The 17,973-nt window shown below is 68.6% G+C and carries 19 protein-coding genes; 8 read left to right on the top strand and 11 right to left on the bottom strand.

All coding sequences use genetic code 11. From position 1 onward, the window contains the following. Positions 1–5: 5 nt before the first annotated feature. Entirely contained in the window at positions 6–623 is a 618-nt protein-coding gene (locus V2J18_RS03725) for a glutathione S-transferase family protein (protein ID WP_336131022.1), read from the bottom strand. Positions 624–866: 243 nt separating this feature from the next. Between V2J18_RS03725 and V2J18_RS03720 the strand changes: the two genes are divergently transcribed. After that, on the top strand, positions 867–1,343 hold the full coding sequence (locus V2J18_RS03720) for an Lrp/AsnC family transcriptional regulator (RefSeq protein ID WP_064747662.1): 477 nt from the start codon (positions 867–869) through the stop codon (positions 1,341–1,343). 282 nt (positions 1,344–1,625) lie between these two features. On the opposite strand, the gene V2J18_RS03715 is transcribed toward V2J18_RS03720, so the two are convergent. Continuing rightward, complete coding sequence (locus V2J18_RS03715; RefSeq protein WP_222423747.1) at positions 1,626–2,558, bottom strand: LysR substrate-binding domain-containing protein; 933 nt, start codon at positions 2,556–2,558, stop codon at positions 1,626–1,628. 88 nt (positions 2,559–2,646) lie between these two features. Between V2J18_RS03715 and V2J18_RS03710 the strand changes: the two genes are divergently transcribed. Then, on the top strand, positions 2,647–3,384 hold the full coding sequence (locus V2J18_RS03710; RefSeq protein ID WP_336131020.1) for a glutathione S-transferase family protein: 738 nt from the start codon (positions 2,647–2,649) through the stop codon (positions 3,382–3,384). 309 nt (positions 3,385–3,693) lie between these two features. Here V2J18_RS03710 and V2J18_RS03705 read toward each other — a convergent pair whose 3' ends face one another. Together V2J18_RS03705 and V2J18_RS03700 are read right to left on the bottom strand one after the other, a co-directional pair. Then, entirely contained in the window at positions 3,694–4,833 is a 1,140-nt protein-coding gene (locus V2J18_RS03705; protein WP_064747665.1) for a fatty acid desaturase family protein, read from the bottom strand. 7 nt (positions 4,834–4,840) lie between these two features. Beyond that, positions 4,841–5,947: a ferredoxin reductase gene (locus tag V2J18_RS03700; RefSeq protein ID WP_336131019.1), complete on the bottom strand. Its 1,107-nt coding sequence runs from the start codon at positions 5,945–5,947 to the stop codon at positions 4,841–4,843. Between the two features lie 69 nt (positions 5,948–6,016). Between V2J18_RS03700 and fabR the strand changes: the two genes are divergently transcribed. The 4 genes from fabR to V2J18_RS03680 all read left to right on the top strand — a co-directional run bounded on the left by fabR (position 6,017) and on the right by V2J18_RS03680 (position 8,553). After that, positions 6,017–6,715 carry an HTH-type transcriptional repressor FabR gene (fabR, locus tag V2J18_RS03695; protein ID WP_064747667.1) on the top strand — a complete coding sequence of 233 codons (699 nt, stop codon included), beginning with the start codon at positions 6,017–6,019 and terminating at the stop codon, positions 6,713–6,715. A 334-nt stretch (positions 6,716–7,049) separates the two neighbouring features. Further along, positions 7,050–7,739, top strand: a complete 690-nt coding sequence (locus V2J18_RS03690; protein ID WP_336131018.1) for a glutathione S-transferase family protein — start codon at positions 7,050–7,052, stop codon at positions 7,737–7,739. After that, the gene (locus V2J18_RS03685; RefSeq protein ID WP_336131016.1) at positions 7,736–8,083 is read left to right on the top strand and encodes an ArsR/SmtB family transcription factor; all 348 of its coding nucleotides are present in this window, start codon (positions 7,736–7,738) and stop codon (positions 8,081–8,083) included. Before V2J18_RS03690 ends, V2J18_RS03685 begins: the two co-directional genes overlap by 4 nt. Continuing rightward, positions 8,080–8,553, top strand: coding sequence for an SRPBCC family protein (locus V2J18_RS03680; RefSeq protein WP_336131015.1), 474 nt, complete (start codon positions 8,080–8,082; stop codon positions 8,551–8,553). The genes V2J18_RS03685 and V2J18_RS03680 overlap by 4 nt, the downstream gene beginning before the upstream one ends. A gap of 24 nt (positions 8,554–8,577) precedes the next feature. Here V2J18_RS03680 and V2J18_RS03675 read toward each other — a convergent pair whose 3' ends face one another. The 7 genes from V2J18_RS03675 to V2J18_RS03645 form a co-directional block, all read right to left on the bottom strand. After that, entirely contained in the window at positions 8,578–9,558 is a 981-nt protein-coding gene (locus tag V2J18_RS03675) for a cyclase family protein (RefSeq protein WP_064747671.1), read from the bottom strand. A 144-nt stretch (positions 9,559–9,702) separates the two neighbouring features. After that, the gene (locus V2J18_RS03670; protein WP_064747705.1) at positions 9,703–10,617 is read right to left on the bottom strand and encodes a LysR family transcriptional regulator; all 915 of its coding nucleotides are present in this window, start codon (positions 10,615–10,617) and stop codon (positions 9,703–9,705) included. A gap of 116 nt (positions 10,618–10,733) precedes the next feature. Beyond that, positions 10,734–11,246, bottom strand: a complete 513-nt coding sequence (locus tag V2J18_RS03665; protein WP_336131011.1) for a hypothetical protein — start codon at positions 11,244–11,246, stop codon at positions 10,734–10,736. Positions 11,247–11,263: 17 nt separating this feature from the next. After that, positions 11,264–12,643: a hypothetical protein gene (locus V2J18_RS03660; RefSeq protein WP_336131010.1), complete on the bottom strand. Its 1,380-nt coding sequence runs from the start codon at positions 12,641–12,643 to the stop codon at positions 11,264–11,266. A 56-nt stretch (positions 12,644–12,699) separates the two neighbouring features. Then, positions 12,700–13,335, bottom strand: a complete 636-nt coding sequence (locus V2J18_RS03655) for a hypothetical protein (RefSeq protein WP_141233440.1) — start codon at positions 13,333–13,335, stop codon at positions 12,700–12,702. Positions 13,336–13,723: 388 nt separating this feature from the next. Continuing rightward, entirely contained in the window at positions 13,724–15,367 is a 1,644-nt protein-coding gene (locus V2J18_RS03650) for a M28 family metallopeptidase (RefSeq protein ID WP_336133051.1), read from the bottom strand. A gap of 375 nt (positions 15,368–15,742) precedes the next feature. Next, a complete protein-coding gene (locus tag V2J18_RS03645; RefSeq protein ID WP_336131008.1) occupies positions 15,743–16,306 on the bottom strand; it encodes a GFA family protein in 564 nt (187 codons plus the stop codon). Positions 16,307–16,429: 123 nt separating this feature from the next. Between V2J18_RS03645 and V2J18_RS03640 the strand changes: the two genes are divergently transcribed. Further along, positions 16,430–16,783, top strand: coding sequence for a winged helix-turn-helix transcriptional regulator (locus V2J18_RS03640; RefSeq protein WP_336131007.1), 354 nt, complete (start codon positions 16,430–16,432; stop codon positions 16,781–16,783). A 267-nt stretch (positions 16,784–17,050) separates the two neighbouring features. After that, complete coding sequence (bla, locus tag V2J18_RS03635; protein ID WP_336131006.1) at positions 17,051–17,950, top strand: class A beta-lactamase; 900 nt, start codon at positions 17,051–17,053, stop codon at positions 17,948–17,950. Positions 17,951–17,973: the final 23 nt, after the last annotated feature.

The following is a 17,973-nucleotide window of genomic DNA, read 5'->3' as shown; positions in this document are numbered from 1 at the left end:
CGGACTCAATCGTGGGTCTCGCCCGACAGCGGCGTGGCGCGCATCGAATCGCGCTGCTCGAAGGCGTCGAACCAGGCGCTCAGGCGCGGCCGGCCGGCGCGGAAGCCGGGCAGTTCGCGGAACTCCAGCCAACTCAGCGCGGTCGCTATCGCGATATGGCCGACGTGCAGCGGCGCCCGGTCGTCGAGCTCGCGCTCGAGCCAGTCGTAGCTTTCGATCAGCTTCCGGGCATAGCCGTCGCGCAGCGCCGGGTAGCGCAAGGCTTCCGGCCGGCGCACGGTTTCCCAGCGTACCTTGATGCCGAAATCGGCCAGGGCCTGGGCGATCGCCTGCAACCGCAGCACATGCCAGCGCGCCTCGCCTTCGGCCGGAATCAGCTTGCGGCCGTCGTGCAAGGTGTCGAGATAGGCGCAGATGATGTCCGAGTCGAATAGCGGCGGCAGTCCGGAGCGCAACAGCACCGGCACCTTGCCGAGCGGGTTCTGCGCATACACCGCATCGTTGCGAAGGGTCGGGCTGGTCTCGTGGTGGATCACCTCGATCCGCTCGGCCAGGCCGACTTCGTGGGCGAATACCAGCGCCTTGCGCGCATACGGCGAGTGGGTTTGATACAGCAATTGCATCGGCGGTCTCCGCAAGCTCGTTGGAAATCCGCAGGCGCGGGCCAGCCGGTGTCGGCATACGCCGCGTCGTGCAGGACCCGCTCCTGCCAGTTGCCGTCGACGAAACGCTGCAGTGCCGGCAAGTCCATGACGTCGCCCCGGGATGAGGCGAAAATCCTAGCCGCGCGGCGGCGCGGTTTCGCCGCGATCGCCTGCCCGGCGATGCGGATTTTCCGCGTCGCGCCGCCCTAAGATGCCTGGACCATGAAACTAGACCGATTCGACCGTCAATTGCTCAACCTGGTGCAGGAAGACGCCGGCCAGACCGCCGAGCGCCTGGCCGAACAGGTCGCGCTGTCGCCCTCGGCGATCCAGCGCCGGCTACGCAAGCTGCGCGAACACGGCGTGATCCAGCGCGACGCGGCGGTGCTCGACCCCAGGCAGGTCGGCAAGCCGACCTTCTTCATCGTCGCTTTGCAGGTGGAACGCGAGCGTCCGGAGCTGCTGGCGCAGCTGCGCAAGTGGCTGGCGGCGCAGGCGCAGGTGCAGCAGGTGTTCTACGTCACCGGCGAGGCCGATTTCGTGCTGGTGGTGACCGCCCCCGACACCGAGAACTACGACGCGCTGATGCTGCGCATGATTGCCGACAATCTCAACATCAAGCGCTTCACCACCCATGTGGCGCTGAGCCTGGTCAAGCGCGGCCTGACCATCCCGGTCGCGCTCGACGAAAACGACTGAGCACGGCGCGGCCGCGTGCGGTGCCGGTCGCGCGCGCCGCGGCCGTGCGCGGCGAAGGGCTGCTGATCGCCGACACCTCCGACGATCCGAACGCCCCGGTGGTCGCCGACGCGATGGCCGGCTACGGCCGGCGAGCACGCCGTCCGGCAGCGCCGGCCTGGCCGGCTTGTGGCGCGCCGCGGCCCATCCGGCGTTGCGCCAGCGCCATGCGCTCGACGCGCACAGCGTAGTGCTGCTCACGATCACGAAGGCGCGGCGCCGGAGCCGGCCTGACGACGCCGCTCAGGCCGGCTCGCGCAGGCACTCGATCAGGAACTCGACCGTCGCGCGCACGCCCGGCAACTGGCCGCGGCGGTGCGGCATCACCAGGGTCGTGGTCACCCGACCCGCATGCCAGTCCGGCAGCACCCGGCGCAAACGGCCGTCGCCGAGCTCGGCGCGGCAGATCTTCGCCGGCAAACAGGTCAGTCCCATGCCGGCGACCGCTGCCGCGGTCAGCACCCGCCCCTCGTTGGCGGTCATGCGCGGCTGCGGTTCGACCTGCACCGTGGCGCCGGCGGCATCGCTCAGGGTCCAGGCGCCGCGTCCCGATTGGCCGGTCAGCAGGCCGTCGTGCCCGGCCAGCTCTTGCGGCGTTCGCGGTTCGCCGCGCTCGGCCAGATACGCCGGCGCGGCGACCACGACGATGTCCTCGACCGAGGCCTGGCGCTGGATCAGGCCCGAATCCGGCAGCGGCGCGAAATGGCTGCGCACGGCGATGTCGTAGCCGTCCTGGACCACGTCGACCATGCGATCGCTGACGTCCAGTTGCAGATGCAGACGCGGATAGCGTCGCGCCAGTTCCGGCAGCAGCGGCGCCAGGTACTCCTGCGCGACCGGCACGTTGCAGGTCATGCGCACCCGTCCGCTGGGTTCGGCGGCGCGACGGCGGACCACGCTCTCGGCGGCTTCGGTCTCGATCAGCGCCGCGCGCGCGTGCTCGTGGAAGGCCTGGCCGGTGTCGGTCAGGACGAAGCTGCGCGAGGTGCGATGGATCAGGCGCACGCCCAGTTCGTCCTCCAACGCGGCCACGCGCTTGCTGACCGTGGACTTGGGCACGCCCAGCCGGCGCGAGGCCGCCGCGAAGCCGCCTTGCTCGACCGCGGTAGCGAACAGGACCAAATCGTTGAGATTGAGCATGCCCGCAAAGTACACATATGTGGACTTTGAGTCCATTTTTCGCTTACTACACGCCGAAAGTCCACGCACCTACAGTGAGCTCACCCCGCAACGACGGGCCCACACCTCTCACTGGAGAATGCAAATGTCCGCTGCCAAGACCGCCCCGACCGCCGCCGTTCCGATCCTGTTCTACGGCGTGCCGTCCGGCTGCTCGTTCGGTTCCCTTGTCGCCCTGGAATGGGCCGGCCAGCCGTACCGTCTGGCCCGGGTCGAGATGCCCGAGCAGATCCACACCACTGCGTTCAAATCCCTCAACCCGGTCGGCGAGACCCCGGTGCTGGTCAGCGCCCAGGGCGACGTGGTCACCGAGAGCATGGCCATCCTCAACCACATCGGCGCGCGGGCGATCGAGCGCGGCATCGCCTTCGCCCAGGGCACGCCGCAGTTCGACGAGCTCAACCGGATGCTGGCCTTCCTCAACACCACCTTCTTCGGTTCGTTCTCGTCGCTGTGGCATGTGCTGGAGCACGAAGTCGACGAAGCCTCGCGCGAGGCCCTGGTCGAGTACGGCCGCGGCCGGGTGGTGCAGGCCCACGCCAAGCTGGAGGCCATGCTCGGCGACAAGCGCTGGCTGCTCGGCGACCGTCCGACCCTGGCCGACGCCTACTTCGCCGGCATCGCGCGCTGGACCAAGTACCACAGCGTCGTCGACCGCCGCGATTACCCCAACCTGCAGCGCCTGTTCGATCAGCTCGAAGCCGACCCGGCGGTGATCTTCGCCCACGCCATCGAGCAGCAGCGCCCGGCGGTCAGCGCCAGCGGCTTCCAGGGCGAAGTCGCGCTGGAGGAGGCGATCGCGGATTACCGTTTGGCGGCTTGAGCGATGCGCGGGGGGATGGGCTGGCGCGAACGCGAAGGCCAGCCCCCCCCCCGCTCCCTTTTCGAAGGGGGACGCTACGGCGAAGTTGGCCGCCGCCCGAGCGTAGCCGCATCGACAGCGCCGCTGCCGTTGCCCGCTCTGGAAAAAGCCGCGGCGACCGCGTGCGGTGGTCGCGGCGTTGCTGTTGCTTTCGCCATTGCGGCGATCGCTGCGCGGGTCGCGACTGCGCTCATGCGCATGCTCTGGCTCACGTCGCGGGCACAGCCATCCACCCGAGACCGCATCGGGCCATCGCCGGCCGCACGGGCCTCAGGCCTGCGCTTCCGCCCGTACCAGGGGACGCCGCGCGCGCGGGCGGCTCGGCCAGGCGTGGCGCAGGATTCGCCACACCACTTCGCCGAACTGCCGCGGCAGCGAGCCGGTGTCGTAGTGCTGGCCGTAGCGGCCGCAGATTTCGCGCACTTCCACCGCCATCGCCGCATAGCGCCAGGCCGGGATGTCCGGGTAGAAATGGTGTTCGATCTGATGGCTCAGATTGCCGGTCATCAGGTCCATCCACTTGCCGCCGGTGAGGTTGGACGAACCGCGCAATTGGCGCAGGTACCAATGCCCCCGCGACTCGTTGCGCACCGATTCCTTCGGAAACACTTCGGCGTCGATGGTGAAGTGGCCGCAGAAGATCACCGTATAGGTCCACACGTTGCGGATCAGGTTGGCGACCAGGTTGCCCAGCAGCACCGGCAGGAAGAACGGGCCGGCCAGCAGCGGGAACAGCACGTAGTCCTTCAGCAACTGCTTGCCCATCTTGCGCCCGACCGGCACGAACTTGCGCCACATCGCCCGGTGCTTGGTCTTGCCGGTCAGCCAGCGCCCCAGGCGCAGGTCCTGTATCGCCACGCCCCACTCGAACAGCAGCGCGAACACCACCGCGATCAGCGGCTGGGCCAGGAAGAACGGCTTCCAGCGCTGCTCCGGGAACAGGCGCAACAGGCCGTAGCCGATGTCGTCGTCCATGCCGCGCACGTTGGTCCAGGTGTGGTGCTGGTAGTTGTGGGTTTTGCGCCAGTTGTCGCCGGTGGCGACGATGTCCCATTCGTAGGTCTTGCCGTCCAGGTGCGGGTCGCGCATCCAGTCGTACTGGCCGTGCATGACGTTGTGGCCGACCTCCATGTTCTCCAGGATCTTCGACAACGCCAGCGACAACGTGCCCAGCACCGCGGCGGTCCACAGCAGCCAGCCCAGGCCGAACGCCAGGCCCGCAGCGGCGGCGAACAGCAGCAGCCGTCCGCCCAGGCCGAACCAGCGCACCGCCGCGACCACGCGGCGGATGTAGGCCGCATCGACCCGGCCGACCTGGGCCAGGGTGCGCGCGCGCAGCGCGTCGAGTTCTTCGCCGAAGCGATCGAGTTCCTGCGCGCCCAGCGCGCGGTTGCGTGGTTTCGAAGTCATGGTCGGCTTACAGATCGAGGACGAGGTCGCTGCTGGCGGCGTTGACGCACAGGCGCAGCGCGGACGCCGGCTCGCTGTGGACGTCGCCGGTGTGCAGATGGCGGGTGGTGCCGGAGGCTTTGCCGCAGGCGCAGGTATTGCATAGGCCCATGCGGCAGCCGGATGCCAGCGACAGGCCCTGCGCTTCCAGCGCGCTCAGCAGGGATTGGCCGCGCGGCAATTGCAGGCGGCGGCCGCTGCGCGCCAGTTCGACTTCGACCGTGCCGGTGTCGTCGTCGCTACGCGGCGGCGGGGTGAAAGCTTCGGCGGCAAAGCCGACGGCGCGCGCCGCGGTGAGTTCGCGCGCGGTGGCGACGAAGCCGCCCGGGCCGCAGGCGTAGATGCGCCGCTGCGCCCAGTCCGGCGCATGCTGCGCCAGCGATTCGGCGTCGATGCGGCCGCCGGCCTCGCCGGGATGCTGCGGCGCCTGCCGGGTCAGCAGCAGGCGCAACTCAAAATTCGGATGGGTCGCCGCGAGTTCGCGCAACTCGTCGACGAAGCACAGCTCCTCGCGCTGGCGCGCCCAGTACAGCAAGGTCAGCGGCACCGGCATGCCGCGCTGGGCCAGCGCACGCAGCATCGCCATCAGGGGCGTGATGCCGCTGCCCGCGGCCAGAAACAGCCAAGCGCCGTCGACGCGCTCGGGCAGCACCATCTCGCCGAAGGCCGGCCCCAGTTCGAGCACATCGCCGACCCGGGCGCGGTCGTGCAGATGCCGGCTCAGGCGCCCGCCTTCGATCGCCTTGACCGTGATCGCGATGCGGCCGTCCGCGCGCGGCGCGTCGCACAGGCTGTAGCTGCGCGAGACGGTGGCGCCGTCGATGCGGGCGCCGATCATCAAATGCTGGCCGGCGACGAAGCCGCGCCAGTGCCGGTTCGGCTTCAGGATCAGGGTCACCGCGTCGGCCGAGGCCGACTCGCGCGCCTCGATCCGCGCCAGCGGCCGCTCCCAGCTCCAGGTCGGATGGAGCCTGGATGCCCAAAAATCAAAGACTTGCGGCTTAACGAAAGGGGCGACCAGGCGCCGCAGAGGGCTGCGCGGACGGTGGGCGGAGGGGCGGACGACAGCGTTCATGGGCATCACTATACACATATCTGCACATATATATGCACACGTGTATAGCAATTCAGCATAGGGAGTATCATGTCGGCTGCCGACCCTGCGCCCGCCAGCCCGCCGCCCGTGAGCCAACGCTTTCCTACCGACATCGACGTCGATTCGCACCCGGGCCGCAAGGCGACCATTTCGCGCGAGGACCTGATCGCCGCTGCGCTCAAGCTGATCGGCCCGCATCGCAGCGTGTCCAGCCTGAGCCTGCGCGAGGTCGCGCGCGAAGCCGGCATCGCCCCGAACAGTTTCTACCGCCAGTTCCGCGACACCGACGAACTGGCGGTGGCGTTGATCGACCTGGCCGGCCAGTCGCTGCGCAAGATCGTCGGCGAGGCGCGCCAGCGCGTCGCGACCCGCCGCAGCGCCGTGCGCAGTTCGATCGAGGCGTTCATGGAGCAATTGCGCGCCGACGACAAACTGCTGCACGTACTGCTGCGCGAAGGCACGGTCGGCTCGGACGCGTTCAAGCGCGCGGTCGACCGCGAACTGTCGTTCTTCGAAGAGGAACTGCGCGTCGACCTGATCCGCCTGGCCGCCCACGACGGCGTGACCCTGCACGAACCGGCTCTGGTCGCGCGCTCGATCACCCGCCTGGTCTTCGCGATGGGCGCCACCGCGATGGACATGACGCCGGAAAAGGACCGCGAACTCATCGAAGAGATGAGCACGATGGTGCGGATGATCCTGGCCGGGTCGCGGGCGATGGCGCAGCGGGGCCGCGCGGCGGGCTGATCGCCGGCCTTCGTCCATCGTCCACCGAGGCATTCCCCCTTCGAAAGCGAACCAGGGGGAATTCGTCGTTGCCTTTGCGCTTAAGCCCCGCAGCTACCGCAAAAGCTCGAATTCCCGGCGCCCGCTGCGCGGTCGCCGCCTGGTTTCCAATGGGCCCAACGGCAACGCGCCCGTCGCGATCGCCGCCACCACAGACGTCGCACCCGTGGGCCGACCGACGCCCGCCCTCTGACCGCCTGTCGGAAAACTAAGCCAACCCGGAAACTATTCTTGCACCGACCGCCGGCTTGAGCCAACACTTAGCCAAACAGGAAACCATAGGGCCACCCACGCCATGTCCCTGCACCTGCACGCCCATCCCCTGGCCTCGTTCTGCCACAAGGTGCTGATCGCGCTGTACGAACACGGCACGCCGTTCGAGAACCACCTGCTCGACCTCGCCGACCCCGGCGCCAAGGCCGATTTCCTCGCGCTGTGGCCGGTCGGCAAGATGCCGCTGCTGCGCGACGAAGCGCGCGCCCGCACGGTGCCGGAGACCAGCATCATCGTCGAGTACCTGGAACGCCATTACCCAGGCCCGCGGCCGCTGCTGCCGGCCGACCCCGAGCGCGCGCTCGACGTGCGCCTGTGGGACCGCTTCTTCGATCTGTACGTGCATGCGCCGATGCAGAAGATCGTGCTCGACCGCCTGCGCGGCGAACACGAGCGCGATCCGCGCGGGGTCGCCGAAGCGCGCGCCACCCTCGCCACCGCCTACGCGATGATCGAACGCCAGGCGCAGCACGAATGGATCTGCGGCGACGAGTTCGGCCTGGCCGATTGCGCGGCGACGCCGGCGCTGTTCTACGCCGGCGTCGTCGAACCGTTCCCCGCCGGGCACCCGCGCCTGCACGCTTATTTCGAACGCCTGCTGGCGCGGCCCTCGGTGCGCCGCGTGCTGGCCGAGGCGCGGCCTTACTTCGATATGTTCCCCTACCGCGAGGCGATGCCGGCGCGGTTCCTGCGCGAGGACGCGCCGGCATGAACCGCAGCCGGGACGCGCAGCAATTGGATCGGCTGTTCCATGCCCTGGCCGACGACAGCCGCCGGCGCATGATCGATCGGCTCAGCGAAGGCCCGGCGTCGGTGTCGGAGCTGGCCAGGCCGCTGGCGATGGCCCTGCCCTCGGTGGTCAAGCATCTGGCCGTGCTGGAATCCGGCGGCATCGTGTTGTCGCAGAAGGACGGGCGCGTGCGCACCTACCGCCTCGCTCCGGATGCGCTGGCCCGCGCCGAGGCCTGGGTCGGCGAACGCAAGGCGCGCTGGAACGCGCACTTCGACGCCCTGGAACGCTACCTGCTCGATACCGCCGACGAGGACATGCCGTGACCGCTGCGACCACCGTCCACACCGAGTTCGTCATCGAACGCGAACTGCCGGCGACGCCCGCGCGCGTGTTCCGCGCCTGGACCACCCCCGAAGCCAAGCGGCGCTGGTTCGTCTGCCACGACGGCATGGTCAACACCGGCTACGAACTCGACTTCCGCCCGGGCGGCCACGAGCTCAACCGGGTGCGCCGCCCGGACGGCGTCGAACACCTGTTCCAGGCCCGATTCTTCGACATCGTGCCGGACCGCCGGATCATCTACGGCTATCACATGCAGGTCGGCGAACAGCGCCTGTCGGTGTCGCTGGCCACGGTCGAGTTCGAGCCCGGCGGCGCCGGCACGCGCCTGCGCTTCACCGAGCAGGTCGCCTTCCTCGACGGCTACCACGACCGCGAGGCGCGCATCCGCGGCACCGCCGAAGGGCTGGACCGGCTCGCTTTGCTGTTGCACGAGGCGGAGCGCGCGCACTGAGCGCACGCTCCGCACTCGCCGCGCTCAGCGCACCGGCAACGCGATCGGCCGCAGCGGCGCGGCGTCGCCGCCGCGAATTTTCAGCGGCCCGCCGATGAAGGCGAACTCGTAGACCTTGTCGCGCGACAGTTCCTCCAGCGCGACCAGTTCGATGATCGGCACGCCGTGCTGGGCCAGCAGGTAGGTATGCACCGGGATGTAGTCGCCGGCCACTTCCGAGGGGAAGGTCTCCAGGCTCAGGTTGTCGGCGCCGACGATCATCGCCCCGCCCTCTTCGACCAGGAACTTCGCCGCGTCCAGTCCCAGGCCGGGCGGGTTGGCCATGTAGCCGGCGGCGTCGCCGAAGCGCTGCATGCGTCCGGTGCGGATCAGCACCACGTCGCCGCGCTGCAGGCGCAGCTTCTGCTTGGCCAGCGCATTGCGCAGATCCTGCCGGGTGATGCGGTAGTTCTCCGGCAGCATCGGCAGGCCTTGCGCCGCGGCCACGTCGATCAGCACGCCGCGCGCGATCAGCGGCGGGAACTTCTCGATGCCGGTCTTCTTCCAGCCGCGGTCGCCGAGGTGCTCGTCGGCGCTGAAACCGTTCCAGATCTTGCCGTCCAGGCCGAAGTGGTTGAGCGCGTCGATGTGAGTGCCGCTATGGCTGTACATCGAGAACGCCGCACCGGTGTAGCTGACCTTGTGGTTCATCTCGCGGCCGACGCCCATCGGGTCGTCGGCGATGGTGCCGCGCGGGGTGTGGGTCATCCAGAACTGGTAGTGCGGGTCGCCCGCGGCCTGCCAGCTCGGCATGCCGATGTAGTAATCGGTGGCCAGGTCGTAGGCCCGCTCGCCCTGCACCCGCGACAGGATCGCCGCGCGCGATTGCGAGGTGATGAGGTTGAGCCGGCCGATCTCGTCGTTCGGGCCCCAGGGGCTGGTGCCGACGCGGTCGGCGGCCTGGACGGAAGCGGCGACGCCCAGGGCCAGCAGGCCCAGGGTCGGCAGAAGGGTACGCAGTTTCATTTCGGCTCCTGAAACGCGCCGGCCTCGTGGGCGGCGCTGACGTGGGGGCCGGCGCCGCGAACCGCAGCGCCGGAACGACGTCAGGATGAGCCTCGTCCCTGCGACGAAACAGCGCGCCCGGGTTGCGACAGTTTTCGCCCGCGCTCAGCAATCGGCCGGCGGCGGTTCCAGCAACGGCGGCAGTTCCGCGGCCAGGAACTCGACCAGTGCCCGCACCTTGGGCTGCAGATGGCGCGCGGTCGGGTACACCGCATACACCTGCCTCGGCGCGAAGCGATGATCCGGCAACACTTGCACCAGCCTGCCCGCCGCCATCGACGGCCGGGCCAGGAACGACGGCAGCGCGCCGATGCCCAGCCCGGCCTCGAGCAGGTCGCGCAGCACCAGGCTGTTGCCGACCGCCGCGCGCGGCAGGCCCTGCACCACCACCGGCCCCTGCGGTCCTTCCAGCGGCCACACGCCCGGCGGCTCGGCCAGGCTGTAGTGCAGCACGGCATGCGCGGACAAGGCCCCGGCATCGGCCGGCACGCCGTGTGCGGCCAGGTACGACGGCGACGCGCACAGCATCTGGCAGGCCTGCCCCAGCCGGCGCGCGATCAGCGAGGAATCCGGCAACTGCGCGCGCAACCGGATCGACACGTCGAAGCCCTCGGCGACCGCGTCCAGCAAGCGGTCTTCCAGCACCAGGTCCAACTGCAACTGCGGATAACGCTGCAGGAACCGCGCCAGCAACGGCGACAGCACGCTGAGCGCGAACGACAGCGGCGCATTGACCCGCAAGCGCCCGCTCACCTGCTGCGACTGCCCGCGCACCGAAGCCTCCAGCGCATCCAGTTCGTCCAGCAACCGCACGCACTCGCGGTAGTAGGCCTCGCCGACCTCGGTCAAGCCCATCCGCCGCGTGGTGCGCTGGATCAACACCGCGCCCAGGTGCGACTCCAGCGCGCGCAACTGCTTGCTCAAGCCCGCCGCCGACACGCCCAGGTCGTCCGCCGCCTTGGCCAGCCCGCCGAGTTCGACGATGCGTCGGAACGAGCGCATGAGAGCGAAGGAGTCCATGGGGCGGCCGAGAAAAAGCGGGCCGCCATTGTCGGCGGCCCGCTGCATCCAGCCAACACGCCGGCTCCGGTCGCGCCCGCCCCGATGGCGCGCCGGCTCTGCGTCCGCCAGAGTCCTTACTCCACGGACCGGCGCAGGGTGCTGGTCGGCAGCACGGCCTCCAGCCGCTCGACCGTGCGCTCATAGGCTTCCGCCAGCGGGCGCCAGGCCTCGCCCGGATCGGACCACCAAGTCGCCTCGGTACCGCACCAGCCGTCGCCGAAGGCGACGCCGTAGCGAACGCCGTCGAGGCCGAAACGCCGGGTCGGCAGGAACATCGGCACCGACAGGGCGGTGAAGCGCGCCAACAGTTCGGCGGCTTCGGCCGGATCGATCCGGGCCTCGGCGCCGTAGAGGTCCGGGCCGGCGGCGTCCAGCGCCAACCCGCGCGTGCGGTCGTGCTCCAGGCGCCGCACCCAGCAGGCCTCGCGCTCGACGAACAGGGCCCAGGACGAGTAAGGAACGAACGCCGGGAACCGCCACAGCAACAGCCGGCGGCAGTAACGGTCGCGCTTGGGCAGGCTGGGGAAGCGCTCGGGCTGGCACAGCAGGGTTTCGGCGGTTTCGGTGCGTTCGGCGTTGAAAGGCATGCGGGCGCGGCCTGGCCTCAATGCTGGAGCGACATCCTAGGCACGCCCTGGGCCGGCGCGTCCAATTCCTGCGAGCGCTCGTGCTGTTGCGCTTGCTGCAAACCGAGCTGCTCCACCTGGGCCAGGCTTCGTTCTGCCGGAACCTGCGCCGCCTGCGAAGCTTCCACGCGGGTCGCGAACCGGGGTTCGCGGTCGCCATGCGGCAAATACTCGGCGAACACATAGGTCTCGCCGGCGGCGCTGGGCCGGCCGACGGTGACCCGGTCCAGCCGTTGACTGAGCGGATCGGCCTTGTGCTCCACCAGCAAAGCCGCGGCGATGTTGCGGCTTTGCGTTTCGTCCCAGCGCCCATCGGCGCGCAGGGCGGAAAAGATCGTGCCCAGTTCGGGCGGCTCCGGAGCAGCGAACGCTCGCTGGGCGGGCAGAACGGCGTTCTTGGCCTCGGCCTCGCCCGCCAGCGCACGCAGCGCATCCGGCCCCTCGCCAAGCGCGGTGTGATGCGCCGTCGCCAGTTGCAGCCTGCCGTGACTGGTGTCGGTGAATCCGAACGAGCGCCCGTCCAGGTCCAGGCCATTGCGTTCGATCTTGCCGATGTCCAGCTCCAACTCGGCCATGTTCAAGCGGACATCGGCGGCGGATTTGCCGTTGGCGCGGGCGTAAGCGTCCTCGGCATGCCAACGTTCGGCGATCACCCGAATCACATCGACGCCGTTGTAGTTCCGATAGCCGGACTCGCCGTGCCGACCCAACGAATCGGCAGCATCGTGGTAGCACCGCGCAATGGCCTCGACAGCGGTCGGGTCTTTCGCATCCTGATAGCCGGCCGCGTTGAGCCGGATGCCCGAGGCCAGCACGGCCCGCTCAGCGGTTTCGCGCGTCGCGCAAGAGCTGACCATGACAGCACGTTTCGCGAATTCATTCGGATCGAACGAGAGATCATTCTCAACCCGAATCCTGCTGGCCAGCGCATTGAGGCCTGTTTGTTCCGCCAAAGCCTCGTTGTACCGAACCTCGTTCAGATACTCTTTCGCAGCGGATGTCAGATCGATGTGGGACTCGTTCCCGGTCGACTCCTGAAGGCGAAGCTGGACGGTTTGAGCGAACCTATCGAGCGCCTGCAACGCCACCACGGACCGTATGGCGTGCGAGGACTCGTGACCCAAGGTCGCCGTCAACAGATCGCCCTGTTGAAGCGGCGTATATGCAGGATCATTCAGGGTGCTGGGCGACAGCAGAATGGATCGACTGCGGTGGTCGTAGCTTCCAGCCTGGTTTGGTTTGTCGCTCACGCCGATACCGGCCAACCTGCCGCTCGCCGCCGCTCGGTCGAGCATGATCGCCAGATACGGAGAATTGACGATAGCGGCCTCGACCTTGTCGATATCGGCCCGGCTCACGCCTGGCCGTTTCTGCATTGCCTCGATTAGACCCTGAACCCTAGGAGGAACATCGCTCATCCCTGGCTCCGATCAACATTTACATCTACGCTCGAAACACATGCCCGCCCCTCTTCGCTGCCGTCGTCGACACGATAAAGGTGCACGCCGACATAGATCGATGTTCCGGCAGAGGTCGAAGGACGAACGAAGCCCCAACGCTCCAGATGCCTGACGCCGCTCTTTCCCATGCTATAGCCCATCGCTGCCAGTTCGTCGGCGAAAGGCTTGAAATCGAACGTGCAGCGCGTAGATCGCTGCCCCGGCACCCGCTTCGGGCCGAACGTAACTTCCACGCTCTTTCCCGGCGCTCCCTTATACAGGCCGATCACGCTCACCCAGTACGACCCCAGATCACGGAGTTCGCCTACGGCATCGCCTTCGCGGATAGCCAACAACTCGGGAACGAAGTCGATATTAAACACACTGCCTACGTGAGCGGCTTCGGTATCCAACGGGGCGTGCAAGCTGGATACCAGACGCAACAGCTTGGTGCGCAACTGTTCAACCGAAACGGCAGGAGCAACCGCATTTCGTCGCGGGATCTTCTTGACCGGCGGCTTGGGATTGGCACGCATCTGTGCCTGGTGAATGCGTTCGGCCGCCTCGACGGCCTCCACCGAAGCGGCAACGCCCGGGTCGTTCGCGGCCATGGCGGGCTCCTGGTCCTTGGGTTCGCGTCCTGATGGCTGGGCGCAGGCGGACAACGCGCCCAGGCCCAGCGTCAGCCATAGCGGCCAGGCGAATCGGCTCCGTTTCACACATCACTCCATGCCGTATGGGGCTGTGGTGAGGCTGCCTTAAGCGCGGTGAGGCTGCAAGGCGTACTTTCAGTTGCGCTATGGATAACAGCTTGCGCGAAATCGCTCACCCGAGTACGGGACATAAGGTGCCGACCGACGTGAGCCGATGAGTTCAACTAAGAGCAGTACATGTCCGTGGCAAGAATTTCCTAGCGAGTCCGGACATTGAAAAGCCGCGGGGAGCCAAGCTCCCCGCGGCCTCGATCGAGCGCCGGCGGATGCCGATTGGCTTAGCCGGTTACTTCCCCGCCCGCTCCCCCGCCGTCTCATCCCGCGCCCCGCGGAACTCCGAGTCCTGGGCCCAGTTCGGCCAGCGGCGCGAGTTGGCCAGGTCGTTGCCGAGGGTGTAGAGGATCTGCAGGTCGCGGGCCATGCCGGTGAAGCTCCAGCTGGCTTCCCATTGGTCGGCGGGCTGGTGGTAGCGGTCCTTGACGTAGGCGTCGCTCTCGGCCTTGCCGGCTTCGACGCCGCCGTCGACCTTGTCCTCGCCCGAGCCGAACGACACCGCCGGCACGCCGCGCTTGGCGAAGGGGAAGTGGTCGGAGCGGAAGAAGTGGCCGGCCTCGGGCTTGGGGTCGGTGACGTACGTGAGGCCCCAGCGCTGGGCGGTGGCGATCAGCTCGTCCAGCAGTTCCTGCTTGGCGCTGCCGGAGGTGGTGAAGTCGCGCGCCGGGCCGGTCGGGTCGAGCGCGTCGGTGTTGATCACCGCGACGGTCTTGGCCAGCGGGTACAGCGGCTTGGAGGCGTAGTACTCCGAGCCGAGCAGGCCTTTCTCTTCCGCGGTCACGGCCAGGAACACCACCGAGCGCTGCGGTTTCTTGCCCTTGGCGAAGGCGCGGCCCATCTCGATCAGGGCGGCGGTGCCGGTGGCGTTGTCGACCGCGCCGTTGTAGATGGTGTCGCCCTTGGCGTCGGGCGCGCCGACGCCCAGGTGGTCCCAGTGGGCGCTGTAGATGACGGTCTCGTCGGGCTTCTTGCTGCCGTCGATGCGGCCGACGATGTTCTGCGAAGTGATGACTTCGCTCTTGACCGCGTAGTTGGCCGACAGGGTCACGCCCTTCAGCGTCACCGGCTTGAACTCGCGGGTCCAGGCCTGCTGCTTGAGTTTTTCGAAGTCCAGGCCGGCGCTCTTGAACAGGCTCACCGCCAGGTCGCGCTGGATCCAGCCTTCCATGGTCGGATGGGCCTTGCCGGGCTGGTCGCGGACCACGTCGAACATGGTGTTGGTGTTGGAGTTCTTGACCGTGGCCCAGCCGTAGGAGGCCGGCTCGGTCTCGTGCACGATCAGCAGGCCGAGCGCGCCGCGGCGCGCGGCCTCCTCGTACTTGTAGGTCCAGCGGCCGTAGTAGGTCATGGCCTTGCCGCCGAAGTCGCCTTCGCCGGTGTCGAAATCCGGGTCGTTGATCAGCACGACCGCGATCTTGCCCTTGAGGTCGACGCCCTTGAAGTCGTCCCAGTCGCGCTCCGGCGCGCTGACGCCATAACCGGCGAACACCAGCGGCGCGTTCTTGAAGGCGACGTTGTCGGCGCCGTTGAGCGCGGCGCGCACGGCGATTTCGTTGCCCTGGGTCAGCGCGCGCGACTTCTTCTTCACCGTCACGGTCAGCTTGGGCGAGCCCTCGATGTTGGAGCGCAGCAGCGGCACGGCCTGGGTCCACAGGCGCTTGCCGTCCTTGAGGTCGCCGCCGGGCTGCACGCCGGCCGCCTTGAGTTGGGCGACGACGTAGTCGATGGTCTTGGTCTCGCCGGCGGTGGCGGGGCCGCGGCCTTCGAACTCGTCGGAGGACAGCACCTTCACTTCCTCGGACAGGCGCTTGGTGTCGAAGGTCGGCGCCTTCGGCGGCTTGGGCGCCTTGGCCGGCTTGGCGGCGAAAGCGGGCATCGACAGGACGGCGGCGCAGAGCACCGCCAACGGTGTGGCGATCGGCAACTTCATGGGGAGGCCCTCGGGTGGTCGGGCCGATACTAGCCAGCCGCCCGGGGCGGGTCCATCGGCCAGAGGGCATGGTGCTGGGGTGGCAGGCGAATTTGCGTAGTTTGGCGTGAAGGCAGAGAGGGAAGACGCGCCGCTGCGCAACGCGGCAGGGCCGCTTTGGTAGGAGCGGCGTAAGCCGCGACAACGCAACGGTGTAGGCCTGCGCCTTGGTCGCAGCGGCGATCCGCCAGTCCCGTCCATCGATCTCGTTTCGGCGCTCGGCGAGGTATTCCGCCGCGCCGGTTGTCGCGGCTTACGCCGCTCCTGCAGAGGCATCGGTTTTTACGGCAAACGGCAGCCGGGGTCGTACCAGCGGTGGCGGCGCGCGCTCCGATGCAGCGCTCCGGGAGCGGCGAAATCGGGGTCGGCGAAAGCGCCGACGGAGATCACCACGGCCTCGGGCAGCGCTTCGGCTTCCATGTAGAGCAGACCGCCGCATCGGCCGCAGAAGCAATGCTCGACCCAGCGGCCGGCGTCGCTGCTGCGGCGCCAGCGGCGCGGTTCGCCTTCGACGACGATGCGGTCCTTGGCGTAACGGGCGCGATAGGAGAACGCCGAGCCGGTGGCGCGCTGGCATTCCAGGCAGGCGCAGGCGTAAACGCTGAGCGGCTCGCCGTAGACGGTCGCGCTCAGCTCGCCGCAGGCGCAGCCGGCGACGCGTACGGGCCCTGCCGCTTCGGCGACTGCGGTCGATTCGGCGGCCCGGGCCGCAGCGGATGCGGTGTTTTCCAGGCTTGCGCCTCGGGCAGTGCCGACATCGGTAGCCGCGGCCTTTCGCGCATTTCCCGAATCGCAGTGGCGGCCCGCAGGTGCGGCATCGGCGTCGATCGCGGTATGGGGCTTCACGTCCTGCTCCTGGCTGCGTCCGCGGCGGATCGCCGCGCGCCGCACAGCGTGCCCGCCGGCGCCCGGCCCTGTAAATTAGCCACTTTCCGGTAAGCGCTTACCTGCACGTAAGGAGCCCGCGCGATGAAACGCCTGCCCGGCGACGGTTGCGGCCTGGCCACCGCGCTCAATGTGATCGGCGGCAAGTGGAAGACGATGATCCTGTGGGAAGTGAACCTGGCGCCGCACCGCTTCGGCGAACTGCGCCGCTCGCTGCCGGGGATCAGCGAGAAAGTGTTGACCGAGCAGTTGCGCGAGATGGAAGCCGACGGGCTGATCCGGCGCGAGGTCTTTCCGGGCGTAGTGCAGAAGGTCGTGTACTCGGTGACCGAGTACGGCGTCGGGTTGAACGAGGCGGTCGCGGCGATGTCGGCCTGGGGCAAGGCGCACGAAGCGCGCCTGGCGCAGCGCGATGCCTCCCCTGTAGGAGCGGCGTGAGCGACGACCGAGCGTAGCGATGTACGCGAGCGTATTGGCCCAACCCCGGATGCGCGGGCCTTATCCATCGATGCTCGCTTCGGCAGTCGGCGTGGTATTTCATCGCTGCGCTCGGTCGCCGCTCACGCCGCTCCGACAAGGAAGGCGGCGTCCTCACGCGACGGCAGCGGGCGCCGCAAGAAAATCTTTCGGCAGCCCTTAGAAATCGTCGTTTGCGGTGATCGCGCGGCGGTTTCGATAATCGCCGCTCCCCGAGGAGAGACTTCCATGCATCGACGCGATTTTTTGCAACGCAGCAGCGCCGTATTGCTCGCCGCCGGTTTCGGCGGCTCCAGTTTCGCCCTGCTGGCGCGTTCGCCGGCGAAAGAGATCGGCGCGCACTGGACCGCGCAGCTGACCCGGCTGGAACGCGACAGCGGCGGCCGGCTGGGCGTGGCCGCACTGGACACCGGCAACGGCCAGCGCCTGGGCTGGCGCGGCGGCGAGCGCTTCCCGATGTGCAGCACCTTCAAGTTCCTGCTCGCCGCCGCCGTGCTGCGCGAGGTCGACCGCGGCAAGCTGGACTTGCAGCGCACGCTGCCGATCGCCAAGAGCGACATCATCGCCCACTCGCCGACGACCGAGCCGCTAGTCGGTGTCGGCGCCAGTGTCGCGACCTTGTGCGAGGCGACCATGACCCTCAGCGACAACGCGGCGGCCAATCTGTTGCTGCCGCTGATCGGCGGCCCGGCCGGGCTGACCCGTTTCCTGCGCAGCATCGGCGACCCGGTCACGCGCCTGGACCGGATCGAGCCCGAGCTGAACGTAGTGGGGCCCGGCGATGAGCGCGACACCACCTCGCCCGATGCCATGCTCGACAGCTTGCGCACGCTGGTGCTGGGCGACGCGCTCAAGCCGGCCTCGCGCGAACGGCTGACCGCATGGCTGGTGGCCAACAAGACCGGCGACAAGCGCCTGCGCGCGGGGTTGCCGGCCGGGCTCAAGGTCGGCGACAAGACCGGCACCGCGAACACGACGGCCAACGACCTCGCCGCGATCTGGCCGGCCGCGCCGCGCAAGCCGGTGCTGCTGACCTGTTACCTGACCGGCGCCGGCAAGATCGACGCGGCCGGCCGCGATCAGGTGCATGCCGAGGTCGCGCGGACCCTGGCGCAGATCTGGCTGTAAACCGGCCCTTGTAGCAGCGGCGT

The sequence above is a fragment of the Lysobacter firmicutimachus genome, from assembly GCF_037027445.1.
Classification (GTDB): Bacteria; Pseudomonadota; Gammaproteobacteria; order Xanthomonadales; family Xanthomonadaceae; genus Lysobacter; species Lysobacter firmicutimachus.
Note: the sequence above shows the minus strand (reverse complement) of the source record. Positions and strands in the feature narration are given on the sequence as shown.